30 protein-coding genes are annotated in these 21,613 nt (G+C 44.2%); 10 read left to right on the top strand and 20 right to left on the bottom strand.

Translation table 11 applies throughout. The features are described from left to right. Window positions 1-30: 30 nt before the first annotated feature. Complete coding sequence (locus QXT17_RS06950) at window positions 31-882, top strand: phosphatase PAP2 family protein (RefSeq protein WP_020961862.1); 852 nt, start codon at window positions 31-33, stop codon at window positions 880-882. A 12-nt stretch (window positions 883-894) separates the two neighbouring features. Here QXT17_RS06950 and QXT17_RS06945 read toward each other — a convergent pair whose 3' ends face one another. From QXT17_RS06945 to QXT17_RS06935, 3 genes are all read right to left on the bottom strand, one after another. Then, entirely contained in the window at window positions 895-1,992 is a 1,098-nt protein-coding gene (locus tag QXT17_RS06945; RefSeq protein WP_020961863.1) for a M42 family metallopeptidase, read from the bottom strand. A gap of 39 nt (window positions 1,993-2,031) precedes the next feature. Then, window positions 2,032-2,583, bottom strand: a complete 552-nt coding sequence (locus QXT17_RS06940; RefSeq protein ID WP_052887015.1) for a rubrerythrin family protein — start codon at window positions 2,581-2,583, stop codon at window positions 2,032-2,034. A gap of 111 nt (window positions 2,584-2,694) precedes the next feature. After that, a complete protein-coding gene (locus tag QXT17_RS06935) occupies window positions 2,695-3,276 on the bottom strand; it encodes a winged helix-turn-helix transcriptional regulator (RefSeq protein ID WP_020961865.1) in 582 nt (193 codons plus the stop codon). Window positions 3,277-3,409: 133 nt separating this feature from the next. Between QXT17_RS06935 and QXT17_RS06930 the strand changes: the two genes are divergently transcribed. Then, window positions 3,410-3,568, top strand: coding sequence for a hypothetical protein (locus QXT17_RS06930; protein WP_020961866.1), 159 nt, complete (start codon window positions 3,410-3,412; stop codon window positions 3,566-3,568). Between the two features lie 104 nt (window positions 3,569-3,672). On the opposite strand, the gene QXT17_RS06925 is transcribed toward QXT17_RS06930, so the two are convergent. Together QXT17_RS06925 and QXT17_RS06920 are read right to left on the bottom strand one after the other, a co-directional pair. After that, window positions 3,673-4,122 carry a PIN domain-containing protein gene (locus QXT17_RS06925; protein ID WP_020961867.1) on the bottom strand — a complete coding sequence of 150 codons (450 nt, stop codon included), beginning with the start codon at window positions 4,120-4,122 and terminating at the stop codon, window positions 3,673-3,675. Continuing rightward, window positions 4,103-4,339, bottom strand: a complete 237-nt coding sequence (locus QXT17_RS06920; protein ID WP_020961868.1) for an AbrB/MazE/SpoVT family DNA-binding domain-containing protein — start codon at window positions 4,337-4,339, stop codon at window positions 4,103-4,105. The genes QXT17_RS06925 and QXT17_RS06920 overlap by 20 nt, the downstream gene beginning before the upstream one ends. Before the next feature lie 204 nt (window positions 4,340-4,543). On the opposite strand from QXT17_RS06920, the gene QXT17_RS06915 reads away from it, so the two are divergent. Both QXT17_RS06915 and QXT17_RS06910 read left to right on the top strand, forming a co-directional pair. Continuing rightward, window positions 4,544-5,446 carry an alpha/beta hydrolase gene (locus QXT17_RS06915; protein WP_020961870.1) on the top strand — a complete coding sequence of 301 codons (903 nt, stop codon included), beginning with the start codon at window positions 4,544-4,546 and terminating at the stop codon, window positions 5,444-5,446. Further along, window positions 5,446-6,729 carry an MFS transporter gene (locus tag QXT17_RS06910; RefSeq protein WP_020961871.1) on the top strand — a complete coding sequence of 428 codons (1,284 nt, stop codon included), beginning with the start codon at window positions 5,446-5,448 and terminating at the stop codon, window positions 6,727-6,729. The genes QXT17_RS06915 and QXT17_RS06910 overlap by 1 nt, the downstream gene beginning before the upstream one ends. An 11-nt stretch (window positions 6,730-6,740) precedes the next feature. On the opposite strand, the gene QXT17_RS06905 is transcribed toward QXT17_RS06910, so the two are convergent. The 5 genes from QXT17_RS06905 to QXT17_RS06885 form a co-directional block, all read right to left on the bottom strand. Then, on the bottom strand, window positions 6,741-7,541 hold the full coding sequence (locus QXT17_RS06905; protein ID WP_020961872.1) for an energy-coupling factor ABC transporter ATP-binding protein: 801 nt from the start codon (window positions 7,539-7,541) through the stop codon (window positions 6,741-6,743). Further along, window positions 7,538-8,377: an energy-coupling factor ABC transporter ATP-binding protein gene (locus tag QXT17_RS06900; RefSeq protein WP_052887016.1), complete on the bottom strand. Its 840-nt coding sequence runs from the start codon at window positions 8,375-8,377 to the stop codon at window positions 7,538-7,540. Before QXT17_RS06900 ends, QXT17_RS06905 begins: the two co-directional genes overlap by 4 nt. Beyond that, window positions 8,362-9,129 (bottom strand): energy-coupling factor transporter transmembrane protein EcfT, encoded by a 768-nt coding sequence (locus QXT17_RS06895; protein WP_020961874.1) that lies wholly within the window; start codon window positions 9,127-9,129, stop codon window positions 8,362-8,364. The genes QXT17_RS06900 and QXT17_RS06895 overlap by 16 nt, the downstream gene beginning before the upstream one ends. Before the next feature lie 57 nt (window positions 9,130-9,186). Continuing rightward, a complete protein-coding gene (locus QXT17_RS06890) occupies window positions 9,187-10,041 on the bottom strand; it encodes a QueT transporter family protein (RefSeq protein ID WP_020961875.1) in 855 nt (284 codons plus the stop codon). Between the two features lie 83 nt (window positions 10,042-10,124). After that, window positions 10,125-11,540 carry a transglutaminase-like domain-containing protein gene (locus tag QXT17_RS06885; RefSeq protein WP_148681936.1) on the bottom strand — a complete coding sequence of 472 codons (1,416 nt, stop codon included), beginning with the start codon at window positions 11,538-11,540 and terminating at the stop codon, window positions 10,125-10,127. A gap of 145 nt (window positions 11,541-11,685) precedes the next feature. On the opposite strand from QXT17_RS06885, the gene QXT17_RS06880 reads away from it, so the two are divergent. Then, window positions 11,686-12,348: an adenylate kinase family protein gene (locus QXT17_RS06880; RefSeq protein ID WP_405054511.1), complete on the top strand. Its 663-nt coding sequence runs from the start codon at window positions 11,686-11,688 to the stop codon at window positions 12,346-12,348. A 32-nt stretch (window positions 12,349-12,380) separates the two neighbouring features. Then, the gene (locus QXT17_RS06875) at window positions 12,381-12,914 is read left to right on the top strand and encodes a hypothetical protein (RefSeq protein ID WP_020961878.1); all 534 of its coding nucleotides are present in this window, start codon (window positions 12,381-12,383) and stop codon (window positions 12,912-12,914) included. A 54-nt stretch (window positions 12,915-12,968) separates the two neighbouring features. Here QXT17_RS06875 and QXT17_RS06870 read toward each other — a convergent pair whose 3' ends face one another. Beyond that, entirely contained in the window at window positions 12,969-13,451 is a 483-nt protein-coding gene (locus tag QXT17_RS06870; RefSeq protein ID WP_020961879.1) for an AAA-associated domain-containing protein, read from the bottom strand. A gap of 94 nt (window positions 13,452-13,545) precedes the next feature. Here QXT17_RS06870 and QXT17_RS06865 point away from each other — a divergent pair, with 94 nt between their 5' ends. Both QXT17_RS06865 and QXT17_RS06860 read left to right on the top strand, forming a co-directional pair. Continuing rightward, window positions 13,546-15,045: an ABC transporter permease subunit gene (locus tag QXT17_RS06865; RefSeq protein WP_020961880.1), complete on the top strand. Its 1,500-nt coding sequence runs from the start codon at window positions 13,546-13,548 to the stop codon at window positions 15,043-15,045. A gap of 2 nt (window positions 15,046-15,047) precedes the next feature. Next, complete coding sequence (locus QXT17_RS06860; protein ID WP_020961881.1) at window positions 15,048-15,785, top strand: ABC transporter ATP-binding protein; 738 nt, start codon at window positions 15,048-15,050, stop codon at window positions 15,783-15,785. A 118-nt stretch (window positions 15,786-15,903) separates the two neighbouring features. Here QXT17_RS06860 and QXT17_RS06855 read toward each other — a convergent pair whose 3' ends face one another. From QXT17_RS06855 to QXT17_RS06835, 5 genes are read right to left on the bottom strand one after another with little or no spacing between them, the layout of a single operon-like run. Beyond that, window positions 15,904-16,257: a hypothetical protein gene (locus tag QXT17_RS06855; RefSeq protein ID WP_020961882.1), complete on the bottom strand. Its 354-nt coding sequence runs from the start codon at window positions 16,255-16,257 to the stop codon at window positions 15,904-15,906. Between the two features lie 29 nt (window positions 16,258-16,286). Next, the gene (locus tag QXT17_RS06850; RefSeq protein WP_020961883.1) at window positions 16,287-17,057 is read right to left on the bottom strand and encodes a hypothetical protein; all 771 of its coding nucleotides are present in this window, start codon (window positions 17,055-17,057) and stop codon (window positions 16,287-16,289) included. A 10-nt stretch (window positions 17,058-17,067) separates the two neighbouring features. Beyond that, the gene (locus QXT17_RS06845; RefSeq protein ID WP_020961884.1) at window positions 17,068-17,484 is read right to left on the bottom strand and encodes a nucleoside 2-deoxyribosyltransferase; all 417 of its coding nucleotides are present in this window, start codon (window positions 17,482-17,484) and stop codon (window positions 17,068-17,070) included. After that, a complete protein-coding gene (locus QXT17_RS06840) occupies window positions 17,484-17,960 on the bottom strand; it encodes an Lrp/AsnC family transcriptional regulator (RefSeq protein WP_020961885.1) in 477 nt (158 codons plus the stop codon). Before QXT17_RS06840 ends, QXT17_RS06845 begins: the two co-directional genes overlap by 1 nt. Before the next feature lie 43 nt (window positions 17,961-18,003). Then, window positions 18,004-18,687 (bottom strand): hypothetical protein, encoded by a 684-nt coding sequence (locus QXT17_RS06835; protein WP_020961886.1) that lies wholly within the window; start codon window positions 18,685-18,687, stop codon window positions 18,004-18,006. A gap of 149 nt (window positions 18,688-18,836) precedes the next feature. Here QXT17_RS06835 and QXT17_RS06830 point away from each other — a divergent pair, with 149 nt between their 5' ends. Both QXT17_RS06830 and QXT17_RS06825 read left to right on the top strand, forming a co-directional pair. Next, a complete protein-coding gene (locus tag QXT17_RS06830) occupies window positions 18,837-19,070 on the top strand; it encodes a hypothetical protein (RefSeq protein ID WP_020961887.1) in 234 nt (77 codons plus the stop codon). Beyond that, the gene (locus QXT17_RS06825) at window positions 19,071-19,784 is read left to right on the top strand and encodes an HAD family hydrolase (protein WP_020961888.1); all 714 of its coding nucleotides are present in this window, start codon (window positions 19,071-19,073) and stop codon (window positions 19,782-19,784) included. Here the strand turns inward: QXT17_RS06825 and QXT17_RS06820 are convergent. From QXT17_RS06820 to QXT17_RS06805, 4 genes are read right to left on the bottom strand one after another with little or no spacing between them, the layout of a single operon-like run. Further along, complete coding sequence (locus QXT17_RS06820; RefSeq protein ID WP_052885490.1) at window positions 19,729-20,289, bottom strand: DUF4443 domain-containing protein; 561 nt, start codon at window positions 20,287-20,289, stop codon at window positions 19,729-19,731. The genes QXT17_RS06825 and QXT17_RS06820 overlap by 56 nt on opposite strands. A gap of 31 nt (window positions 20,290-20,320) precedes the next feature. Further along, a complete protein-coding gene (locus QXT17_RS06815; protein ID WP_020961890.1) occupies window positions 20,321-20,809 on the bottom strand; it encodes a DUF4430 domain-containing protein in 489 nt (162 codons plus the stop codon). 14 nt (window positions 20,810-20,823) lie between these two features. Further along, the gene (locus tag QXT17_RS06810) at window positions 20,824-21,366 is read right to left on the bottom strand and encodes an ECF transporter S component (RefSeq protein WP_020961891.1); all 543 of its coding nucleotides are present in this window, start codon (window positions 21,364-21,366) and stop codon (window positions 20,824-20,826) included. Next, the gene (locus tag QXT17_RS06805) at window positions 21,363-21,569 is read right to left on the bottom strand and encodes a hypothetical protein (RefSeq protein ID WP_342783804.1); all 207 of its coding nucleotides are present in this window, start codon (window positions 21,567-21,569) and stop codon (window positions 21,363-21,365) included. The genes QXT17_RS06810 and QXT17_RS06805 overlap by 4 nt, the downstream gene beginning before the upstream one ends. Window positions 21,570-21,613 lie beyond the last annotated feature (44 nt).

The following is a 21,613-nucleotide window of genomic DNA, read 5'->3' as shown; positions in this document are numbered from 1 at the left end:
ATTAAAATTTTTGTACGAGTAAATGTTGGCGTGAAAACCAAGCATATCCTAATTATTATTGCAGTGTTGCTTGCCGTATCCCCGTTGTTGGGACTTCTCCTGGGTAAATGGGTAGACTATTGGAGAATAGCCACAAATCTCGGAGACGAGCCTGCCTATATCGCGTTAACTATTCTGCTCTTTTATTTGGTAGACCCCCATCTGGGCGTGAATGTCCTTATAGCACTCTCTACTGGTGCCTGGCTCGACGTATTTATGAAGAACCTTTTTAAGTTGCCTAGACCACCTAGCGAGCTTTGGCTTGCACCTGCAGAGGGCTATGGTTTTCCAAGCGGGCACGCTACTACTTCAACAACTTTCTGGACAAGTCTGTCACTTGAGACTAGAAGGAGAGAGGTATACCTGTTAGGCGCCGTCACAGTTGCAATCGTGTGTTTGTCGAGGATTATTCTCAACGTGCATTATCCAGTAGACGTGGCAGGCGGAGTTGTTCTAGGACTGTTTTCCTCGTTTAGCGTCTACTACGCTACCAGGAAAATCACCTTAAAGCCCTGGTTGGCGTCCCTTGCCTTAGCGTTGTATGGTGTTGCCGTTTCGGTGCTGACTTTTGTGCAGGGAGACCTTAACTTTGTGAGGCTTGGTGGATTATTGGTCGGATTGGCTGTCTACCCATTGATAAGAGAAAAAATTAACTTAAGGAAAGAGTCTTTCTTAACGAAAACAATTCTAGCCCTCGTGGCCCTTGTGCTTGCTTTTGGATTTACACAGGTTGCAAAGAGCCAAGCCCCTCTTCCCCAGTTTATTCTTTACCTAGCTACGGGCTCTATAACGGTATCCCTTCCACTATTAAGAAGCAAGAGTGGAAGAAAAACTACGGGTTAATTTTTAGATATTTTAGATATTAGTGAATTTTTTAACTGTCTCTGCGTCAAGCCTCTTTACAAGCTCGACTACGAGGCGTACAGCGTTTTCAACATCGCTAATACTCACAATGCTTACATGGCTGTGTATGTGTCTAGTCGGAACCCCTATAACTATGCTTGGCCTTCCCCCCTTGTAGAGGTGCAACCTGCCGGCATCCGTCCCACCACTGACAGCCGACAGCTGATATGGAATCTTTGCCTCTTCAGCCACCTCGATGACAAACTCCTTGAATCTTGGGTTTGGAATCATTGATCTATCCCATACAACTATTGTGGGCCCCTTGCCTACCTTTGCCTGGGCCTCGCTCGGCTTTATCCCAGGAACATCTCCAGCAATGTCTACTTCTGTTACAATTGCTACGTCGTGGTCAGCTATCCAGCCAACTGTCTCGGCTCCTCTTAGACCTACCTCTTCTTGCACGGTTGCAGCCGCGTAGAGCGTGTTTCTGTGCTCTATATTGTTTTCCCTGATGTATCTGAGTGCTTCTAGCGCAATAAATGCTCCTATCCTGTCGTCTAGGGCCTTAGCCATTATTCTGTCTGGGAAGGCGGTCTTCATGAAGGGGGACCAGGGAGCGACGGGGTCGCCAACCCTTATGCCTAGTTTTTCAACCTCCTCTTTGCTTGTAGCGCCTACATCAATGTACATCTGGTTTATCTGGACGACTTTTTGTCTCTCTTCCGGAGTAAGCAAGTGCGGGGGCTTGCTAGTAATAACGCCATATACTGGCCCATTCTTGGTTCTAATAACTACACGCTGTGCAAGAAGGACTTGCTCGAACCATCCTCCTAGAGGCACAAATGTGAGAAAACCCTCCTGGGTTATGCTTGTAACCAGGAAGCCGACCTCGTCGACGTGCCCGGCTACTAGTATTTTTGGGGTGTCCGAGGAACCTTTCTTTACAAGCATGAGTGAGCCAAGGTTGTCCCTTTTTACTGAGTCGGCGTACCTCGAATAGTGTTGCTTTATTAATTCCATTACTGGTTCTTCAAAGCCGGATGGGGCAACAATTTCTGTTACATCTTTTAAGAATTGAAGCTCTTTTTCTGTTATTTTGTAGTTTGACACGAGAATAACAAAACCGAGAAAAATATAAAAATTTTAGGTTTAAAAACCTACATATTTTTCTCTAGGCGCCCCGCATACTGGACACTTTTCTGGAGGCTCTTCACCTATGTAGGTATGGCCACATACGGGACAAATCCAAACTTTGCCTTTTATCTGGAAATCTTTCCCTTCTTCTGCGGATTTTAGGGCTTCCTTGTAAAGTTCCGCGTGGATTTTTTCGGCTTCGAGGGCCCATCGGAAACTTCTCACAGCTTGCTTTTCTCCTTGTTCCTCTGCAATTTTGATATATATTGGGTACATTTCCTCTACCTCAAACTCTTCTCCCCTGATAGCAAGCTTAAGGTTTTTAACTGTTGTTCCTGGACCTATGGGTGCACCTGAAACGACCTTAGCGTCCTCGTCGAAATCCCTCAAAATGTTATAGTGATTAGAGGCATGCACATACTCTGCATGAGCGATAGCCCTAAATAGCCTAGCAATGTTGGGGAAACCTTCTCTCTCTGCTTGTACAGCAAATACTAGGTAGCGCATATGTGCCATGGATTCTCCTCCAAAGGCCGATAGAAGTGCATCTTTAGTCATTGATTTCATTGTTTATCATTTTCTTATTCAAACTTTGACATATAAAAATATAACGTTTGGTGCTAAAAATAAACGAAAACGTCTAGAATTTGTACCTAGTTTTTTAACTCTCTTCACGAACTAGTCATTTCTTTCACTTCGTAGTTTTTTAATGAAAGTGTCTCGACATACTGGACAACAAAAATAATGTGTTGTATTCCTATAGGTGTAGGTGTATGGTTTTCCTCTAATTCTTTCTCCACAGGTTTCACATGTAACGTTGCTTAAACCAGAAGCTACAATAACGTCTTTAGCGTCAAAGTTTGTTTCGATACTAGAAACGATTCTTATCTCGGCCTTTGGATCAATCTGTTCCATTAAGGAAACCAACTTTTTTAGATCCTCTAGAGAGAATATTCTCCCCAAAACAATGGTATTGGGATTGCTGTTCGTTGTGAGATATAGTTCCCACACCATTGCTTGACTAAGCTTCTCTGTTACTCTTGTCTCACTTGCGAACATGATCAAAACAAGTATTCCTCCAAGTTTTTCAGTGTTGAAAACTGGGAAAAAGCCCTTGATTATCCCACTTCTATTGATTTTTTCTATTCTCTGCCTGGTTGTCTGTCTACTGATGTTGAGCTCGCGGGCTATCTCAGAGACAGTTATCCTGGGGTTTTTAACCAGTAGCTCGAGAATCCTTAGATCCAAGTTATCAAGCATAGCACAACATTTATTGCAGAAAAGTTATATATTTCTATGGCAACACACTACGTGTTTTTCTGCGATTGCCAATTACTTGTCAAAAGCCTTACGTGTAAAACTTTTGCTTAGATTTTTAAAAAAAAGACAAAGTATGTTAACAATAACAGGAATCTTCTACATATTAGCAGCCATCATAGTAGCGATGCTTCTAGCAATCTACATCATTAGCTCATCTGCCTCTAGAAAACTGGCTTCGCCTCCAAAAAACCGGGAGCTGGAACCCGCGCGCTTCATACGAAACATCGCTTAAAGCAGAAAATTGCAAATGAGTCTCCATCGTCAAAATTTGTTTCCATATTAGAAACGAATTTTATCTCTACCGTTGGATCGATCTTATCCCTAAAGAAAAACTCGTTACAAAGTCTCTTCTGACAAAAACTTTACAGGGAGTTTGCTGATAAGTTGTTCTTTCGCTACCATTTCGCTTTCCCTTTTCAGGAATAATGCTAATCCACCTATTTTTTGGGCAACGGCGATTACAAAGCAGTCGGCTAAAGCTAGACCAAGTTGTTTTTTCAATTCGCCTGCTACGATAGCTGTCTCCTCGTCAATATTGACAGGGGTAATTTTTGTCTTTAACCAAGAGATATAGTTGAGGGCTTCCTCGTTTGCATTTTTAACGCCTGCCAATTGATAAATCCTCGAAGCTATATAGAGAGTCTCGCTTAAAGTAGGGATGGCGGCAAACAATTTCACAGTACCTGATCTTTGTGCACTAAACAGTTGTTCTACTTTTTCTCTGTATGGAGAATTCCTAATAATTTTTTCTACTATTACGCTTGTATCAAGGACGTAAGATTTCATGGTATTTCTTCTCCTCTACGTGTCTCTCTTCTTCAAGAAGCTTGTCTACAACTGCTGGGTCGATCTCGACTTCTTTTGGCTTAAGGGGTTTCAGAATTATTATGCCTGGGGAAGCCTCAGCTATAACTTCGCTTTCCTCTTCGATACCGCTTGTTAAGCGAAGCTTTTTTGGAAGAATTATTACACCCTTTTTCCTCACTTTTAGCACTACAGTCATGATTGGTTCACCATATAGGAAAAGTTTAACTAAAGATAAAAGTTTAACTTTCAACCTTATGTTTGACCAGTTAAAGATTTCCCATATCTTCGCAAAAAACTTGTCCGCTAGTCTTCTTTATTTTTGCATTATCACTAGTTTGTTGAGAAAGCCTTCTATGAAAAAGTTATATAGGTTTTGCTTCAAATTTTTAAATGACCAGACATGTTAACAACAACAGCAATTATTTACCTCTTAATAACCATCATAGCAGCAATACTCCTAGTGGTCTACATTATTAGCTCATCAGCTTCTAAAAAGCTGGCTACGCCTCCGAGAAAAACCGGTAGCTGGAGCCCAAGAGACTTGGGCTTCGAGTATGAAAAAGTAGAGGTTAAGACGTCTGACGGCTTGACTCTTAGGGGCTGGCTAATTCCAAGAGGCTCCGAGAAGACTGTGATAGTGATACACGGTTATACCTCCTGCAAGTGGGATGAATGGTACATGAAGCCCGTCATCAATATCCTTGCTAGACACGATTTTAACGTAGTTGCCTTTGACATGCGCGCCCACGGGGAAAGCGATGGAGAAAAAACAACGCTTGGCTACCGTGAAGTCGACGATATAGGCGCAATAATAAACTATCTTAAAGAGAGGGGTCTCGCAAGCCGTCTCGGGATAATTGGATACTCGATGGGTGGAGCAATAACGCTTATGTCCCTTTCCCGGTATGAAGAGTTGAAGGCTGGGGTCGCTGATAGCCCCTACATAGATATTAGGGCCTCGGGTAAAAGATGGATAAACAGGGTCGGCGCGCCGTTAAGGTATATCCTTCTGGCTTCTTACCCACTCATAATGAGGCTAACGGCTAGCCGTACGGGGGCGTCGCCGGAGAAACTAGTAATGTACCAGTATGCGAAGTCCATTACAAAGCCATTACTCATAATAGGTGGGCAACAAGACGACCTCGTAGCTATAGATGAGGTTAGGAAGTTCTATGAGGAAGTCAAAAAGGTAAACAGTAATGTTGAGCTTTGGGAGACCACTTCGAAACATGTATCAGCGATACAGGACTACCCGAGAGAATATGAAGAAAGAATTGTAGGCTTCTTTAACAGGTGGTTGTAATGGCCGGGAAAGCGCCTAAAGTAAGAATAGTTACATTCTCGCTCGCACTCTTCGTCCTTTTCTACTTCATGGGCTACTACATGTTAAACCCAATATTGAAGACACTTCATGAAGAAGGACTTATCCCTGGAAAAACCGAGGTCGAATGGCGCTTTAATGCTGGATTAATAGCGACTATCCTCCAGGGTACAGGCCTCGTACTCTCGTTCGTGTGGGGCATCCTAGCAGACAAGATTGGCCGCCGCCAAATATTGTTCCTCCTTGGAATAACGATGGGGATTGGCCTGCTTCTCGTCTCTACAGCTAGAAGCTACACTGAGCTCCTCCTATATTTTGTCCTATTCGGGCTAGGCTATGTTGGAGTGGGACCAGTAATTTATGCATTTATCTCAGACGCGCTACCTAGCCAGAGCAGGGGAAAGGGATATGCGGCATACTATGTCTCAAGCGTGCTGGCAATGATACTTGGATTAATTGTTGCCGGAGTTTTGCTACAATGGCGCACCGCCTACTTGGTCTCTGGACTAGCAACTTTCATTTTCGCCGTTATCCTGTTCATTTCTTCTAGAGGAATAACCATAGGCTATTCGGAAAAGAAGGCTGAAGAAGTCAAAAAGTATTCCCTCCGCGAAGCCCTTCCAAGTCTAAAGAAAAAGACGGTTCTACTCATACTGCTAATGATTATTCCTTGGACGATCCCATGGGGAATGCTCAGCATATGGTCTATCGACTACATTTCAACAAAATGGGGGGTCCCAACTGGAACAGCCTCCCTAATCATCGCTGCGGCAACTGCCTCTATAGCATTGGGACACATCATAGGGGGTACTCTGAGCGACCGCTTAGTAAGTAGGGGCGACACAAGTGGGAGGGCAAAGATCTCAATAATCGGTGTCGCTGTGGGATACATAGCTATGCTACTAATGTTGATTTACCCGTACCCCTACGGGGACACTTCTATCTCTGCCCTCTTCCTCCCAGCGCTACTGGCTGTTGGAGGAATGATGTTCACTACTTTCGCATATCCAAACATAAACTCGGTTCTAAGCGATGTGATAATTCCCGAGCACCGTGGAACAATTTTTGCTTTTTACAGCGTCCTCAACAATCTTGGCTGGACACTGGGACCAACTGTCTACACTTTGCTTCTCTCGACCTTCGCAAACACGATGGGACAAATCCAAGCGATGACAAGTGCCGCCGTCCTAATTGTGTCTCTCTGGCTAATAGCACTTCTTTGCTGGATTGGCATCTATAGAAGCTATCCAAAAGAAAAGCTCTAGAAGGGACAAAATTATATCAGTTTTTTCTTTATTATCTGTTCGGCTATTTCCTGTGGGGTCAGTTTCTTTACTCCAAGCATGTTTGCCAGTCTCTGTAGTTGCGTTGGGATAAAGCCCTTCTCCTCGAGGAAAGATATGTCGGTCAAAACCTCTTCTGTAGGTCCATCCCTTATAATTTTTCCCTTCTCAAAGACAATTATCCTCTTAGCAAACATTCCCAAGAGATCCAAGTCATGCGTGATGACAACGACAGATTTTCCGTTACGGTGTAGGTTTTCAAGAACTCTGAATAACTGTAGGCACCTCCCATAGTCTAGCCCAGTTGTTGGCTCGTCAAGGATTAAGATGTCTGGCTCCATTACAAGGACGCTTGCTATTGCAAGCCTATGTTTTTCTCCAAAGCTGAGAGCATGCGGCGGAAAGTTCAGTGGCTTGATTAAGTCTACGCTTTCCAGAACTCTCCCCACGGCGTCTTTGATTCTGATTTCTGGGTATCCTAGGTTCCTCAGGGCGAATCCGACTTCGTCGAGGATTGTAGACGAGAATATCATGAGTTCAGGGTTCTGATGGACAAATCCAACTTTACGTGCGAGGTCAGATACGGGCGTCGTTTTCGTGTCCATCCCGTCTACGAGGACTCTGCCTGATATAGGCTTAAGTAGCCCTACAGCTAGTTTTGCAAATGTTGTCTTCCCAGCCCCGCTGTGGCCAATTACACCTATAAATTCGCCACGGCCAATCTCTACGCTGAGGTCTCTTATCTCGAATCCCTTGTCCCCGTAGTTAAATGATACCTTGTCGAAAACTATCATTTGGATCCCACCCCCAACTTCCAGCTATCCTCCAACTTTACTGGTATAGGGACATCGATACCCTTTTTCCTCAACTCGTACGCTACCTCGGCTATGCCTGGAGGCCTAACGCCGTACCTCTGGATATCCTCTACCCTAGAGAAAACTTCCTCCGGCTTCCCTTCAAGAAGTATTGTACCCCTACCCATAACTGCAATCCTGTCCGCCGCCTCGACTGCCCATTCCACTCTGTGCTCGGCAACTAGAATTGTCAAGCCCTCTTTCTTTAACTGGTTGATGGCTTCCAAAACGAGTCGGGTGCCTCTGTGATCTAGCATTGATGTTGGCTCGTCCAGTAGCAAAACCTTTGGCTTTATGGTTAAGACACTCGCTATGGCTATTAGTTGTTTCTCGCCTCCAGAGAGAGACTGGGGATCCTTGTCCAGCAAGTCGTAAAGGTTCAACACATGGGTAACCCAGTCTATACGTTTCTGGATCTCTTCCCGCGATAGACCAAGGTTCTCGGGACCCATTGCAAGCTCTTCGAGGACAGACCTTGTAATAACCTGCATTTCGGGGTTCTGGTAGACCAGCCCGACCACGCCTACAAGCTGTTTATAGCCAGCCCTCACAACGTCTACTCCCTCAACTATCGCTTCGCCCTCAACTGTTCCAGGAATCAACGATGGAACTAGTCCCGCAAGAATTCTGAAGAGTGTGGTCTTCCCACAGCCGCTCGGCCCCATAATTACGACCATCTCTCCCTTATTGACTTGGAGGTCTACGGCCCTCACAGTCCACGTGTCCGAGCCAATATACTTGGCGCTTAGGTTCCTAACAATTACAGAAGGCCCCATAAAAGTATCACCCCATAGAATATTATTGAGAACAATAAAAACAAAGTATCCCTCTTGACCCATTTTGGCTCTAAGAGGTAGGTCCTCTTCTTAGAATAGCCGACATACCTGGAGGCGAGAACCATGCTCAAGTCCCATACATCGCTTAATAGTCTCGAAATAACTGGGACAATTATTGGAATATACTTTCTAAGTCTCTCAGGTATACTTCCCTTATCGAGTGCCAGACCTCTGAGTCTTTGCACATCTATAACGTCCCTTGTAGCCTTCACCATTGTCGGCAGAAGGCTTACCGCTATGACAAAGGCTGTGGAAAGCTTAGGGGGGACCCTGATTTTTTCGAGTGTCCATGAAACATGGTAAGGCTTTGTTGTCACAAAGAACGTTATAAAGGCGAAGACTGGACTCATTATCAGGAAGAATTTCCCGCTGGCAACTAGGAGCCCTACGTCTGTCACTTTGATTATCCACAGGTCTAGAACTAATCTTCCTTGGTTGCTGTACATCCCAGCCCACACCAGTGTAGTTATCAAGAGGAAGATAAGCGAGTTAAAGATCAGTATCGCCGCTAGTCCCGCCCCTATACCAGACAGTATTAGAGCTACTATAGTGGAGACAAATATTGGGAAGCTCTTAAGACCATTAAACTGCGTAACAATGGAGGCGGCAAGGACTAGTAACGCCCAGACGAGTTTTGCACGTGGGTCTAGGGAGTGGAAGAAGGACCTTCGCTCGATATAGAGCCCGCTCAACAAGTGGAGGACACCTCATTTTATGGAGATAGAAAAACAAATTATAGTTTTAAAGTTTTATTTTGACAAAGTTGAAGCTTGTGGCTGTACCCTGTCTTTCCAGTACAAGCCGCGGGACTTCACGATTGGGAACAAGATGACACCGAGAATTGGTGACAGAACCGCGTTTACAGTAATGTTGTTTATAAGGATCGACGTTGCAATGATAGCCCATATAACGAACAGTGGTAGACCAACGACGTTTTGCATTATGTCTAGCCACCAGCAGATGTAGAGCGCACTGACAAACGCCTGAACAATGACGCCCCAGATGTAGAACTCGCCAATGGATGAAGCATTAGAGAAACTGTGGTCCCTGACAAATTTGTAGGGTATATATGCTATCAGGAAGTTTCCAATGAAGCCTCCTATTGAGCCGACGCCGAAGTAGCCCGAGAGTATGTCTGCAAGGAGATTGCCTATCGCGACTCCTACAGCTCCTGGAATCCCAAAAAACATTCCGAATAGTGGAGCCAGAGAGTTTGCCGGTCTTAGCCAGGTAAAGCCCGGCACAATTGTTATGGGAGCCGTAGCCGCCAGAAGTCCTCCATATACAGCCGCGCTAAGTGCAACGAGAGCTATGTCAATAACGCTCCAGTCTCCAATCCCCATCCTGTTCTTTGCAAGACCTTTTGACGTAATAGTGTAGCCTGCAATTTCTAACAAGAAGACAATGGTACCAAGGATCCAAACGATGGCGCCAATAGCGAAGACAATGCTGTGTGCAGACATGAAGAACTGGGATATTGGGAAAATGCTCCATGGATCCTTTGGATTTGTCTGGAGGGCCTGCCAGAAGCCATAGAAGATAGCTATGACGATTAGTAGCCCTATTGCTATTGAAAGGTAATATAGGATTTTTGTGGTGTTCACAATATGTAAAAATATGAGAAAAATATAAATCTTTTCTGTTGAAAACTGAAATAAAATTTAAAAAGACCAGGCATAAAAATGTTTTAAAACTTACTTTCGAGTCCCTCCACGCTTAAAATTTCAAGAGAGAAGTCCCACTCGTTATAGTAGAGGTTTTTCCCTGTTGTTTCGACCTCTCCTCTCTGACTATCAACGGGGTCGGATCTGAGGTGTTTCTTAGGAGGGTCGAACTGTGTATACACCTCGATATTAGAGGCAAGCCTGTAGCCTTCGATGGAGCCTAGATAGAACTGATGTCTCCACTCTCCCCCCTTTCTCTTGTTCCCAAAACTTGGGTCAGCATAGAGCCAGCCATATGGCTCAAGATAGAATTGTGCCCAGTCATGCATCCCTGGCGAAAGAGGATTCATGTACCACCCGGACTCCCATCTGGCCGGTATGCCTGCTAGCCTGCAAAGTGTGATAAATAGTAGCGCTTGCATCCCACAGTCTCCCCGTTTCTCGCTAGCTACATATTCTGGGATATTGTCGTACAGAAGGTAGTCTTTGGCATAAGTGTATCTAACATTCCCCGTCACCCATTCCCATATCCTCTTCACCTTTTCGTAGGGGGTAGACGCTCCCCGTGTAATTTCCTCGGCGAGCTTCCTCAAAGGCTCTGTGAAGGCAATGTGTGGGGGTCTCTCAGAGGTATATTCCCTATACACCTCTGACTCCGTGTCGATATATGCCTCTTTGGGGTCTATCTCCACGTGGAAGCCCCTTGAGACAAAAGTATATTCGATCCAGACCTCTCTTTCTTCTCCTTCAAGCTCGAAATATACAGTCCGCTGAGGATGATCCGGTGGAGCAATATACTTTGGCTTCTTGCTTGCGTCTAGAATTCTTACACTAATATTTGTTGTCTCATCCCGTGGCAAAGGAATCCAGACCCTGACGACCTCGCCGTATTGATGGGCAGGGTTTCTGAGAGATATAGACGCTTTAACGTGATATTTCAACGGGAGCACGAAACCTCCTCCCTTCTCTTTAGCGGCCTTAAGTACTCTTTCTGCCCTCCACTTCAATACTAACTCTCCTGCATCGCTTCGCTCATCATTTTTTGCTCTTTTTCTTTGCTTAAGGTCGCCACAAAGCCAATACGTGTTTGCCTTGAACCTCCTGTGGATCCTCAGAGACCCCTCGAGAATAATGAAGTCAATGCACCCCCTCTTTAAAAGTTCATGGAATTCTTCTTCCCTTAAATCCCATATGTCTTTCCTCAGAGCTCTGAACGCCTCGTCAGACGAGAAGGGGTACTCATAGCCCAGCCTATTTAGCCTTTCAATCTCTATTTCGAGGCGCTCTCTCAGAGGGGGACTCGAGTCCTGCAAGTAGGCAAGAATTAGCTTCTTTGCCTCTTCAGCCTTGCCTTCCCTAATAAGGGATCCTATTTCGGTTGGCAGTTTTTCCTTTAAGGGCAACAAAATATTTGGATACGTCTGAGAATAACTAGGCATAATTGTTCAGTCTTTGCCTTGCTATTAAAGCTATTAAATTTTGTTTCCGGGGAAAGGCACAGTGTAATCCTCAGCTATGAAAATGTTTTCGTTCTTGAGGCACTAAGTTTATTAACATGAATTAATACTATTTAATTACTTGGTGTTGAGCATCAGGTTAGCCCTTCTAGGTCCCCCGGGCGTGGGCAAAGGAACATATTCAAGCATTCTAAGCAAAGAGCTTCGTATTCCACACTTATCCACTGGTGAGCTATTGAGAAGAGAAATCAGCATGAAGACTGAGCTGGGAAGAGAAGTTGAGTCCTACGTTTCACGGGGACTACTCGTCCCAGACAAGATAGTAAACGATATAGTTGCAAAAAGACTGTGCGCTAGTGACTGTGCTAATGGCTTTATTTTGGATGGATACCCTAGGACACTTCCCCAGGCAGTATTTCTTGAGGAACATTTTCCACTTGACAAAGTTGTCCTTCTCCAAGCAAGCCTAGAAACAATCATAGAAAGGATATGCGGGAGACTATACTGCCCAAACTGTGGAGAAACTTATCATGTCTCCTGGAAACCCCCCAAGAGGGACAACATATGTGACAAGTGTGGTGCAAAGCTAACTAGAAGAACAGATGATTCGCCAGAAGTCATCAAGAGAAGGTACGAGGAATATCTTGCAACAGTATCACCGGTGGTAGATTTTTACAAAAAGCTTGGGAAACTTGTTCCTTTTAGGGCAGAAGGCGACTCTCAGATCCTCGCATACAGTTTGCTGAGGGAATTGTCGAGCTCGAGAACAGAAATACTGGTAGAAAAATAGATTTTTGAGCATTTTTGTATATACAAACATAGATGGAAAGCCAAATTGGAAGATTTCAAGTAATGGCTCTACTCCAGGCGGCCCGCTACTATGTCTTGACAGGTGACCTAGAAAAAAGCTACTCTTTTGGATTAAACAGAGCTATATTCTATGCTTGGGCCAAAAGGAGAGGAGTCCCAGTCGCCGCTTCCCGTCAAAGGCTGGCAAGAGATGTTTCCATGGAAAAAGACGAGGAGGGCAAAACTATAGTATATGTGGGTGACGAAGCAGCCTACCTCGGCAAAAACGGCTGGTTCACTATGGGCGACCAAGACCAGACACCAGAGCTATTTGAGAGAGAAGTAAAAAACAGGATTGAGAGAATTATGCCTTTTGAGGATGCCTGGAGGCTGGCTGTAGAGTACGTCAAGTCGTTTGATAAGAAGACTCTGCTTAGCCAGAAAGATTTTTACGAGAAGGTGTATCTACCGGTTCGAGATACTTTCCCAAATCTCCCAAAGAAAAGCAACAAACAATTGTCGCTTCTAAGTTTCGGCAGTGAGACTCGGGATCAGTCTCCGCCGTAGCCCTCACAACTCGGTCCTAGCAAACCTCATCATCAGAAATTTATCTAGACAGCACTAAATTAAGTGTATTTCCTCGTCGTCCTCGTCCATCTGGAAGAGGTGGAGGAATGCACCCCAGATCAATATATTCTTGGATGCTTCCTCGACTCCTCCTGGATAATACTTCTCAATTATTTCTCTGAATTCATCTACACTAATCTTCTTCCTCTGTTTCAGTAACCCTAGGATCTCGCCAAGTGGCTCAACGTTTGCGATTGCCCCTTTTAATAGGCGTTTCAGGCTTTTTGGATCGCTCCTAGCAACTTTTCTGCCAAGATCCGTCAAGCGGAGGTTTCCGGAATGAGACTCTACTAGACCCAGTGCCTCTGCAACGTCAATTGCCTTGGGGAGAATCTTTATGTTTTCATAAACCGCGTCGCCAACATACATAGAGTCAATCTGGCCTCCTGCACTATTAAGTACTTCTACTAGTCCTAGTACGTGGTCGGGGGAAACGTCTCGAGGCAAGACAACTTTTTTCTTTGACTCACTTGACACCTTAATTCTTCACCTTGCCTAAGATAATTCTTTGCTAAGATTTTTATTCTTTACGGTTTTGTCTTTGTAAGTTGAATAATGGCTGGCTGAGACAATGGGGATCCTCGACCTGATGGTTGCATTGGGCTATAGCCTTGCTAGGATGCTAGTTGCCTACATAATATCAGTATTATTGGCTCTCCTCGTAGGTTCAGCTATGGCCAGAAACAAGTTAATAGAGGCTGTAACTTTACCTATCCTAGACATACTCCAATCCATACCTATCTTGGGGTTTTTCCCAGTCGTTCTCGTGTTTTTTGTAGGAAATCTTCCAAAACCCTTTGGTCTAGAGGCTTCAGCAGTCTTCCTTATTATTACCAGCCTCGTGTGGAACATGATTTTCGGGGTATACGCATCCATAAAATCGCTAGACCCCTCGATATTCGACATGGCACATGTTTATTCCTTTGGGCCGGCATCCAAGTTCTTCTATATTTATACCCCTGCCTCGAAATCGGCTCTTCTCGCAAATACCCTGGTATCCTGGGCCGGCGGATGGTTCTTCCTAACATCTGCAGAGGTTATCTCACTAGGAGAAGAGGAATATAAACTCAGAGGAATCGGAACCTTTATCCTTGAAAGCTTCAACAGTGGGGACTTTACTAGTTTCTATATGGGTATAGGGGGGCTGATCCTAACGATACTATTAACCTACATTATCTTATGGAATCCTGCGATTGTTTCCCTCTGGAATCTGCCATTACTAAGCATCAAAATTGTCTATGAAAAACTCTCATTAATTGTCTCTATGCTATGGAACTTCATCAAAGAAGTCTTCATATTTATAGAAAAGAAAGTAACAGTTCCGAAAGTCTTCTCAAAGGCAATTGGGTTGTTTTTCGCGGTTTTCATTTTTTACTATCTTTTAAAAGGTTTTACCGGGCTCTTAAGCTTGGACATTTATGATGTAGCGTTGAACTTTGCCCGTGAGCTCCCGATAAGCTTGTTTCATGTCTTCTTAGTTCTCATTTTTTCCTTCCTTTTATCCCTTGGGATAAGCTATGCCACCTACAAGAGTAGAGAAATGGGATACATATTTACACTGAGCGGAGAATTGCTGGCATCAATTCCAGCTATCATTTGGTGGCCCCTACTGGCTCAAATCGCCTTGGCATCAAGCCTAGGCCCATACCTTGTCTCGCTTATTGTTCTATTACAGGGAGCCGCTTGGTATCTCTTCTTCAATATTATAATTTTTGGCCTTTCCAACATTAGGAGGGAGCACGAAGAACTTGCACAAGTATACAAGATAAAAGGATGGTATTTTGTAAGGACAATTTTCCTTCCATCAATCTTTCCGGCAGTGGCAAGCGGGCTGTTGAGCGCCTGGGGCGGGGCTTGGAATGCAACGGTCGTTGCAGAGTACGTGGTTTTGTCGGGGCGAACTTTCGACATGGGTGGAGTTGGAGCCTTGCTTAATAGATACACAGTCGAAGGTAAGACTACAGAGGTTGCTCTAACCGCACTTCTCTTATCGCTTGTAATCGTGATAATAAATAAAATGGTCTGGTCGAGAATTTTCTCAAGGATAAGTAGTGGCTATACAGGTGAATAAGAGTGCAACCCATAATCTCTATTAGGAACGTTGTAAAGACATTCAAGGAGGGGGGCAAGGCACTCCCAGTCCTAGAAGGGATTACATTTGACATCGGCGAAGAATTTGTCGCAATCTTGGGGCCAAGCGGATGCGGAAAAACAACTTTGTTAAGGATAATTGCCGGCCTAGAAAAGGCGGACAGCGGCGAAATCGTTTTCACACACAAGGACGCACAAATAGGATTTGTTTTTCAGTCTCCAACTCTACTGCCATGGATGACTGTTCTAGAGAATGTAGCCCTGCCGCTAAGGGTTAGGGGAATGTCGTGGAAGGAGGCAGAGGAAAAGGCTAGGAAGTACCTATCACTCGTGGGCCTACAGTCTTTTGAGAACTTCTATCCCCGCGAGCTTAGCGGCGGGATGAAGCAGAGGGTTAATATCGCGAGGGCCCTGGCTATAGAGCCTCTCATTCTCCTAATGGATGAGCCTTTCAGCCAGCTGGATCCCTTGACAGCGGAGTCCCTGAGGTCAGAGGTTTTAGATATGTGGCAGTGGGGTGTCACGAGTGTCCGTACAATAGTTATGGTCACGCACAATGTTGACGAGGCAATCTTCATGGCAGACAGGCTTGTGATTTTTACAGCTAGACCAGCCAAGGTAGCAGCAATTATCCCCGTTGAGATCCCAAGACCTAGGGATAGAAGGTCTCCAGAATTCCAGAAAATAGAGGACAAAGTCTACGAGTATATAAGTGCATAGCCCGTAGTTTTTCCTTTACTGCCAGAAATTTTTATAACAACACATGTGTTTTTAGCTATGTATGATGACCCGATGGCTGAATGAGAAAAACGATGATTGAAAGGTAAGCTTCTGATACCTATTCTCTACACTTTGAACCAAGCTGTATGTATTCTGTCTCTATGTCTGGAGCTTCAACAACTAATGCAATTCCTTCACGGCCGTGCGGCCTATAGGCATTATGCCACTCGTCTACAACATATATTTTCCCTGGGAGCATTTTTACCTCTTCAATTCTTGAACCATCTTGGCTTAGGACTAGAACAATTTCTCCCTTTACGAGAAAGAATAGCTCTGGCCTGTTATGTTTCTCGAGGACGGTTACTTCTTCAAGAGAAGTATTTTCTGGTATGTAAATGCCTACCTGCCATTTGTTTTCTTCCCTGAAGACGACTTGCCACCTTTCTTTACTATTTGCCTCTATAACCTTCATAAATACCGTTTTACATATTCAAGAACTGTTTAAAGGTTTTCCTCTGTCTCTTGCATTTGCTTCTCGATTATTTTGATCCCTTTTTCACGAGACACTTGGAGAACTATGTTCTGTATCTTCTCCATTGTTTCCGAGAGCTCTTCAGGGGTAGAAGAGTAAACTGTAAAGGTTAAAGGAAAGCCTTTGCCTGTGTAAAATCTTCCATCGAGCCTTGGGAAAACATTCCTTACTTCTCTCCTGACTGCATTTATAACTTCATTGGCTTCAGTTATCTGGCACTCTAGATCTAATGAGAACGTTACTGAAAATTTTTTGCCCGTTGACTGCCTAAAAAAGTCTTGTATTCCCTTCTCGAAAGCCTCGATGGTTTCCTCAAACCTAGGCGGCGTCGCCGCTACGAATTTTTCGCTTTCCAGGCTAAAAGCCACAAAGGATGGAACCGGTCCCCTCTCATTTGGAATTACATAGCTGAACTCTGGCATAACTGCGAGGTCCTCTAGGTTTTTCGGCAACTCAGCTTTGTCCATATAGAAGCTTTTCACTAGTTCGAGGGCGTCCGCGTTTACCTCTGTCCCCAAGCCAAGAACCTTTGCAACCTTGCTGACGAGTTGGGGGTTCCCAGCAACCCCTGCAAGAATAATGGCATCGACCTGCTGAAAGACATCCTCTAGCCTCTCAATCGAGAAGTTTTGTTCAACAGTTATATCCGTGAGGCCTATGGCTTCTAGGTATCCTTTTAGCCAGCTAAGAAGCTCATCAGGGTGTTCAACCTGTGGCATCGCGAGAATAGCTATCTTCATTTCTGTCTCCCTACTTAATGTGGTTGCTTATTTTTAAGACAGCGTCTTCCGGCGCTGTGTATGGTATAAAGTGAAAGTTAGGCCACGTTATGCCCCGAATCATTGCTGACACATTGTTTACTCTGTCCTCGAGAGCTAGTGCTATAACTTCTTTCCCTTTTAGCAAGAAATATGCGATTTCAAATCCTACTCCGAGGCTTGGATAGGAGACTTCTGCCACTAGAAAGTCTGCTTCTTCAAGTAGCTTTATGTCTCTCTCGAATATTTCACTGGGAGTCATGCCTCTGTCTATATCAAGAACATCTTCAGCAACATGCTTAGTTAATACTACGTGTCCATGCTCCTCTAGCATCCTGCATATCTGCTTTACATTGTTTAAGGCGCTCCTATCCCCCCTCATAGGAGCAGCAAGATATATTTTAGCCATTATTTCTCGACCTGGCTTGCCCTTACAGGTAGCTTTGTGGACTCTTTAACGTTTTCTAACACGACAGACGTGTAAGTTTTCTCTACACCCTCAATGTTCCGCAACTTGTTGACTACGAGCTCTCCGAGTGCGTCTACGTTGCTTACCCTAACCTTTGCCAATATGTCCCATTCACCTGTTATGATGTGAACCTCCTGCACTTCGGGTATCTTTGCTATTTCGCTTGCAACTTTTCTCTGATCCAAACCTTTTTCGCGTGAAAAAGATATGAAGATATAGGCTAGAGTGTTGAAGCCGAGCTTCTTCGGATCCAAGATCGCTCTGTAGGCTTTTATGAAGCCCTCTTTCTCTAAACGCTTAAGCCTAGCGTGAGTAGTGGTTATCGGAGACCCTATTTTCCTGCTTAGCTCTTTCACTGTTAATCTTGCATTCTCTTGTAGGAGTTCTAGGAGGGCTACGTCTTTTTCATCAAGCATACTGCTTGAAGAGAAAATCCTGAAAAATATACTTTACTCTTTTCTATTTTTTCGAAAAATCTTCTCTTTTTTCTTCAACTTCTTTGTAAAAAATCCTTGAAACACGTTCAACGAGGCTTCCTTCATCCCTTTTCCGGGAACTTTTCTCTATGTTCCTTCTAGCCTCCTTTATTGCTAGAAGGCTAGCCCTAATTGACGCCTCTTTTTCTATTTCCCTCAAAATTTTCCTAACAGTTTTTACCGCATTGCGTATCGTCATTGTTTCTGGGAGCGGTATCTCGAAAGAGACATACATCATGTCATCTTCGTCTTCCACGTCCACGAAAGAGATAAAGCCCATTGACAGTAACTCTCTAAGGGTAGAAGACAACGCGTCCTTCATAGCTTCTAGTCCGATATAGGACTTCCAGTCGGCAGCCCACTCCTCGACGTTTACAAGGGCAGAGCTTCTGCCGAACTTTACTTCATATGTTAATATGTTGCCGAAACGCAACATGTAGACAATGTTTTTATCTATGTATGCAACAGGCTCAATAAATACTTCTTCGGGTATCTGATTAAGCCTTACCTTCCTCAAGTCGGCAATAGGGACAGGTACAAAGTCGCCTACACCCTCATAGAGCTCGCCGTTAATGTCGACGTAGAGGACTTCCCCGCTCTCGGAAAGAAAAGCCTTCACTTTGCCTGAGGCCACGAATCTTGCGGGTTTCTTGTATTTTTGACCCATTATACACCAATCCCGCAACAAACAAGAAAATGCAGTATTAAAGCATAATGCTGCAGTTGTATCCCGCTCTCAGAGGCCATAACTTGTCCATTTTTAAAAGCACCCGGAAGATTTTTAAGCACACATAGAGAGAGAAATGGGTTTAGGCCATGTCTATACTTGGAATAATAGGCATGGTTTTGATCGTGTCAGCTTGGATTGTAAGCATAGACAGCGTACCTAGCCTGCGTCTCAGCATCCTCTATGGGCTTGGAAGCCTGTTCCTAGCTATACATTCGTACATTATTGGCGATGCTGTTTTCTTGATCCTCAATGTGCTTTCCTTCGCAATTTCTGTCTTCAATATCTATAGGGGTTTGCGCAAAAAACAGATCTCAAGATAAGTGGTGAAGGACATCCCGGCAGTGTTTTTCGACATGGGAAGCACACTAGTATTTGACAGAGGGTTTGCCAATTTCTTGTCTAAGAATCTATCTGAAACTCTTGAAGAGAACACTGGAAGAAAATTTTCAAGCCAGGAAATATTAGATGCATGGAGCAAGTCAAATATTCATGGAGAAGAGATTGAAACATGGGATCTCACTCGTTCAATGTTCTTGATACGGTACCTCGGCTTAACACCAACCCCACAACTCGTAGAGCTGGCTTACAAAGCAGTCCTCAAAAGCTATGTGGAGGGCTTTGAGCTCGACAGCGATGCTCTCGAAACATTAGCGAGGGTCAAGGAAATGGGGTTTAAACTTGGAATAATAACAAATGTTGGAAGCTACGAAATAGTTAAAGATAGACTAGCTGAAGTAGGCCTGATAAGGTACGTAGATGTCCTCGTCGCGTCGCAAGCTGTTATATGGAAGAAGCCACACAGGAAAATATTCGAATGGTCATGCTTCTTAGCCAATGTATCGCCCGCCGAGGCTATACATGTAGGAGACGACCCCAAGGCCGACATAGAGGGCGCAAAAAACGCTGGGTTGCGGGCTATTCAGGTACTTAAAAAGGCGGCAGCTAAAAGCCCTATTGCAGATGCATGGGTTTACTCAGTTAAAGAAGTTCCAAGAGTCCTAGAAGAGTGGCTCTCCACGGGCTATATTCGCTGAGAAGAATAGCTACGAGACCTTCTATCGTTTTGCCTTTCTTATCTCCAAAAACAGCCAGTAACGTCAAACGTGGTGGTTCGCCGATAATCTTAGGTTTGATCTCAGTGCAGAAAAGTGGAGCATACATGCAGAGGTCTTCGTTTCCCGGGGGCAACTTAAAGGTATCACCCGAGAAAATGCCGATAATGGCGCCGTCTGCCCCTTCCTTTACAGCCTGATCTCTTATCTTTAGAACATTGCTTGGAACACTTTCCTTCCTAAGCAATACATAAACTACAGTCTGCGACCCTAGCTCACGGCCATCCATGAAGCCTAGACGTTCCACGCCGAGGGCCTCTAGGATCCCATTTATAAACATGGAGCCTTTCTCTGTTAATTGGGATCCAGCCCTTAGCTGAGTAATGTAGCCTTTCTCCTTTAGGCCTTTGAGATGAGTCTTTATTTTTCCCTCTCCAAGCTTAAATTCCTCTGCCAATGTTTGCCTGCCGACAAATCCATCTGTCAAATAGAGAAAAAGGAGAATAGATAAATCAAGTTTAGAACTTCCAGTGCTCATACCTCCATACAATTATGTCTCCATTTGCAAGGGTATATTTGTCTGCCGCTACAGGTCCCATCTCCAATGACTTCTTCTCGGGACTGTACTTGTACCAGAGCCACGAATACCCCTCGCTTTTTGAAATAATATTCTCTGAGACACCGTTTATGGCTGTAACGTATGCCCCCATGGTTGAAAGCTTGTATTCTACCCTTGCAACTGCTGTTAATGCAGATAGGGCAGTCGAGCCGGAAGGTAGGGGTGTCGAGTTAAACCAGACAACCGTGCCATTGCCATAGTCAATGGCTATGTTTACAAGAACAGCTTTGCTTTCGAGTGATGAAAGACTAGACTTAAGCCTTTGATTCTCCAAGTATAGATAGGAAGCAACACTGCTTGAAGCCAGCGCCCAAACTAGTAACGCTATTAGTAGGACAACGACAGTTTTGTTTTCTTTCTTCCCATTCACTGGTCCCTGTTGTGCCACAATTAGTTGGATTTTTATCCAATATTTATATCTTTCTTTAGGTTTCTCTTTTCCAAACCCCTTATAAGTAGCACAGTAAGAATAGAAGTAGAAAACTCCGTTAATGGACCTATACCTATAAGGTAGCCACCCATTACGGGTAAAAATAGCCCTATAAATGCGAATACAAGTGCCTTACTTATTTCTAAGCCGAACAAAATGTAAAGAAGTGTAGATGTGGATAAGTCAAAGAAGAAACAAAGGAGAAAAGCTTCCAAAAATAAAACAAGACCCTGTATTACACGCCGAGATGAAAAGCCAAATATATAGGAGACTAGCCCTGCTACAAGGGAGTTTACGATCGTCCAGAGGCCGGGATATATTAAAAGATCTGAAAAAACATACCCGAAGAAGCCGACCATTAAACCAATTTTACTGCCAAAAAGATAGGAAGCAACAAAAGCCAGTGCCAGTGGGATATTTAGAAACTGCATTGAAGTAACCGCGTTCTTGAGAAGCCTAAAGACTGTTGCCATGGAGACGAATACAGATACTACAGCTATTGTCCTCGAATTCACGTGAATTTTTGGATAAATATCCAATATAAAAACTTTGACACAGCGGGTAAAATTCTCAGAGCCAAATAGAAAAGTACAGCGCCAAGCAACACCATGAATATTATCAAAACAACGGTTTCGGCGTTTCTACGGAGCTCCAGCTCTAGGCCCGTCGGTTCCTTACCGATGAATTTTTCAGCCATCGCGAATAAGGTCAGCATCATAATTATGGTAAACATCATGAATAGAAGGATTAGCCATAAAAAGG

Source organism: Thermofilum sp. (genome assembly GCF_038871435.1).
GTDB classification, from domain to species: domain Archaea; phylum Thermoproteota; class Thermoprotei; order Thermofilales; family Thermofilaceae; genus Thermofilum; species Thermofilum adornatum.
This window is presented reverse-complemented; position numbering and strand designations above follow the sequence as displayed.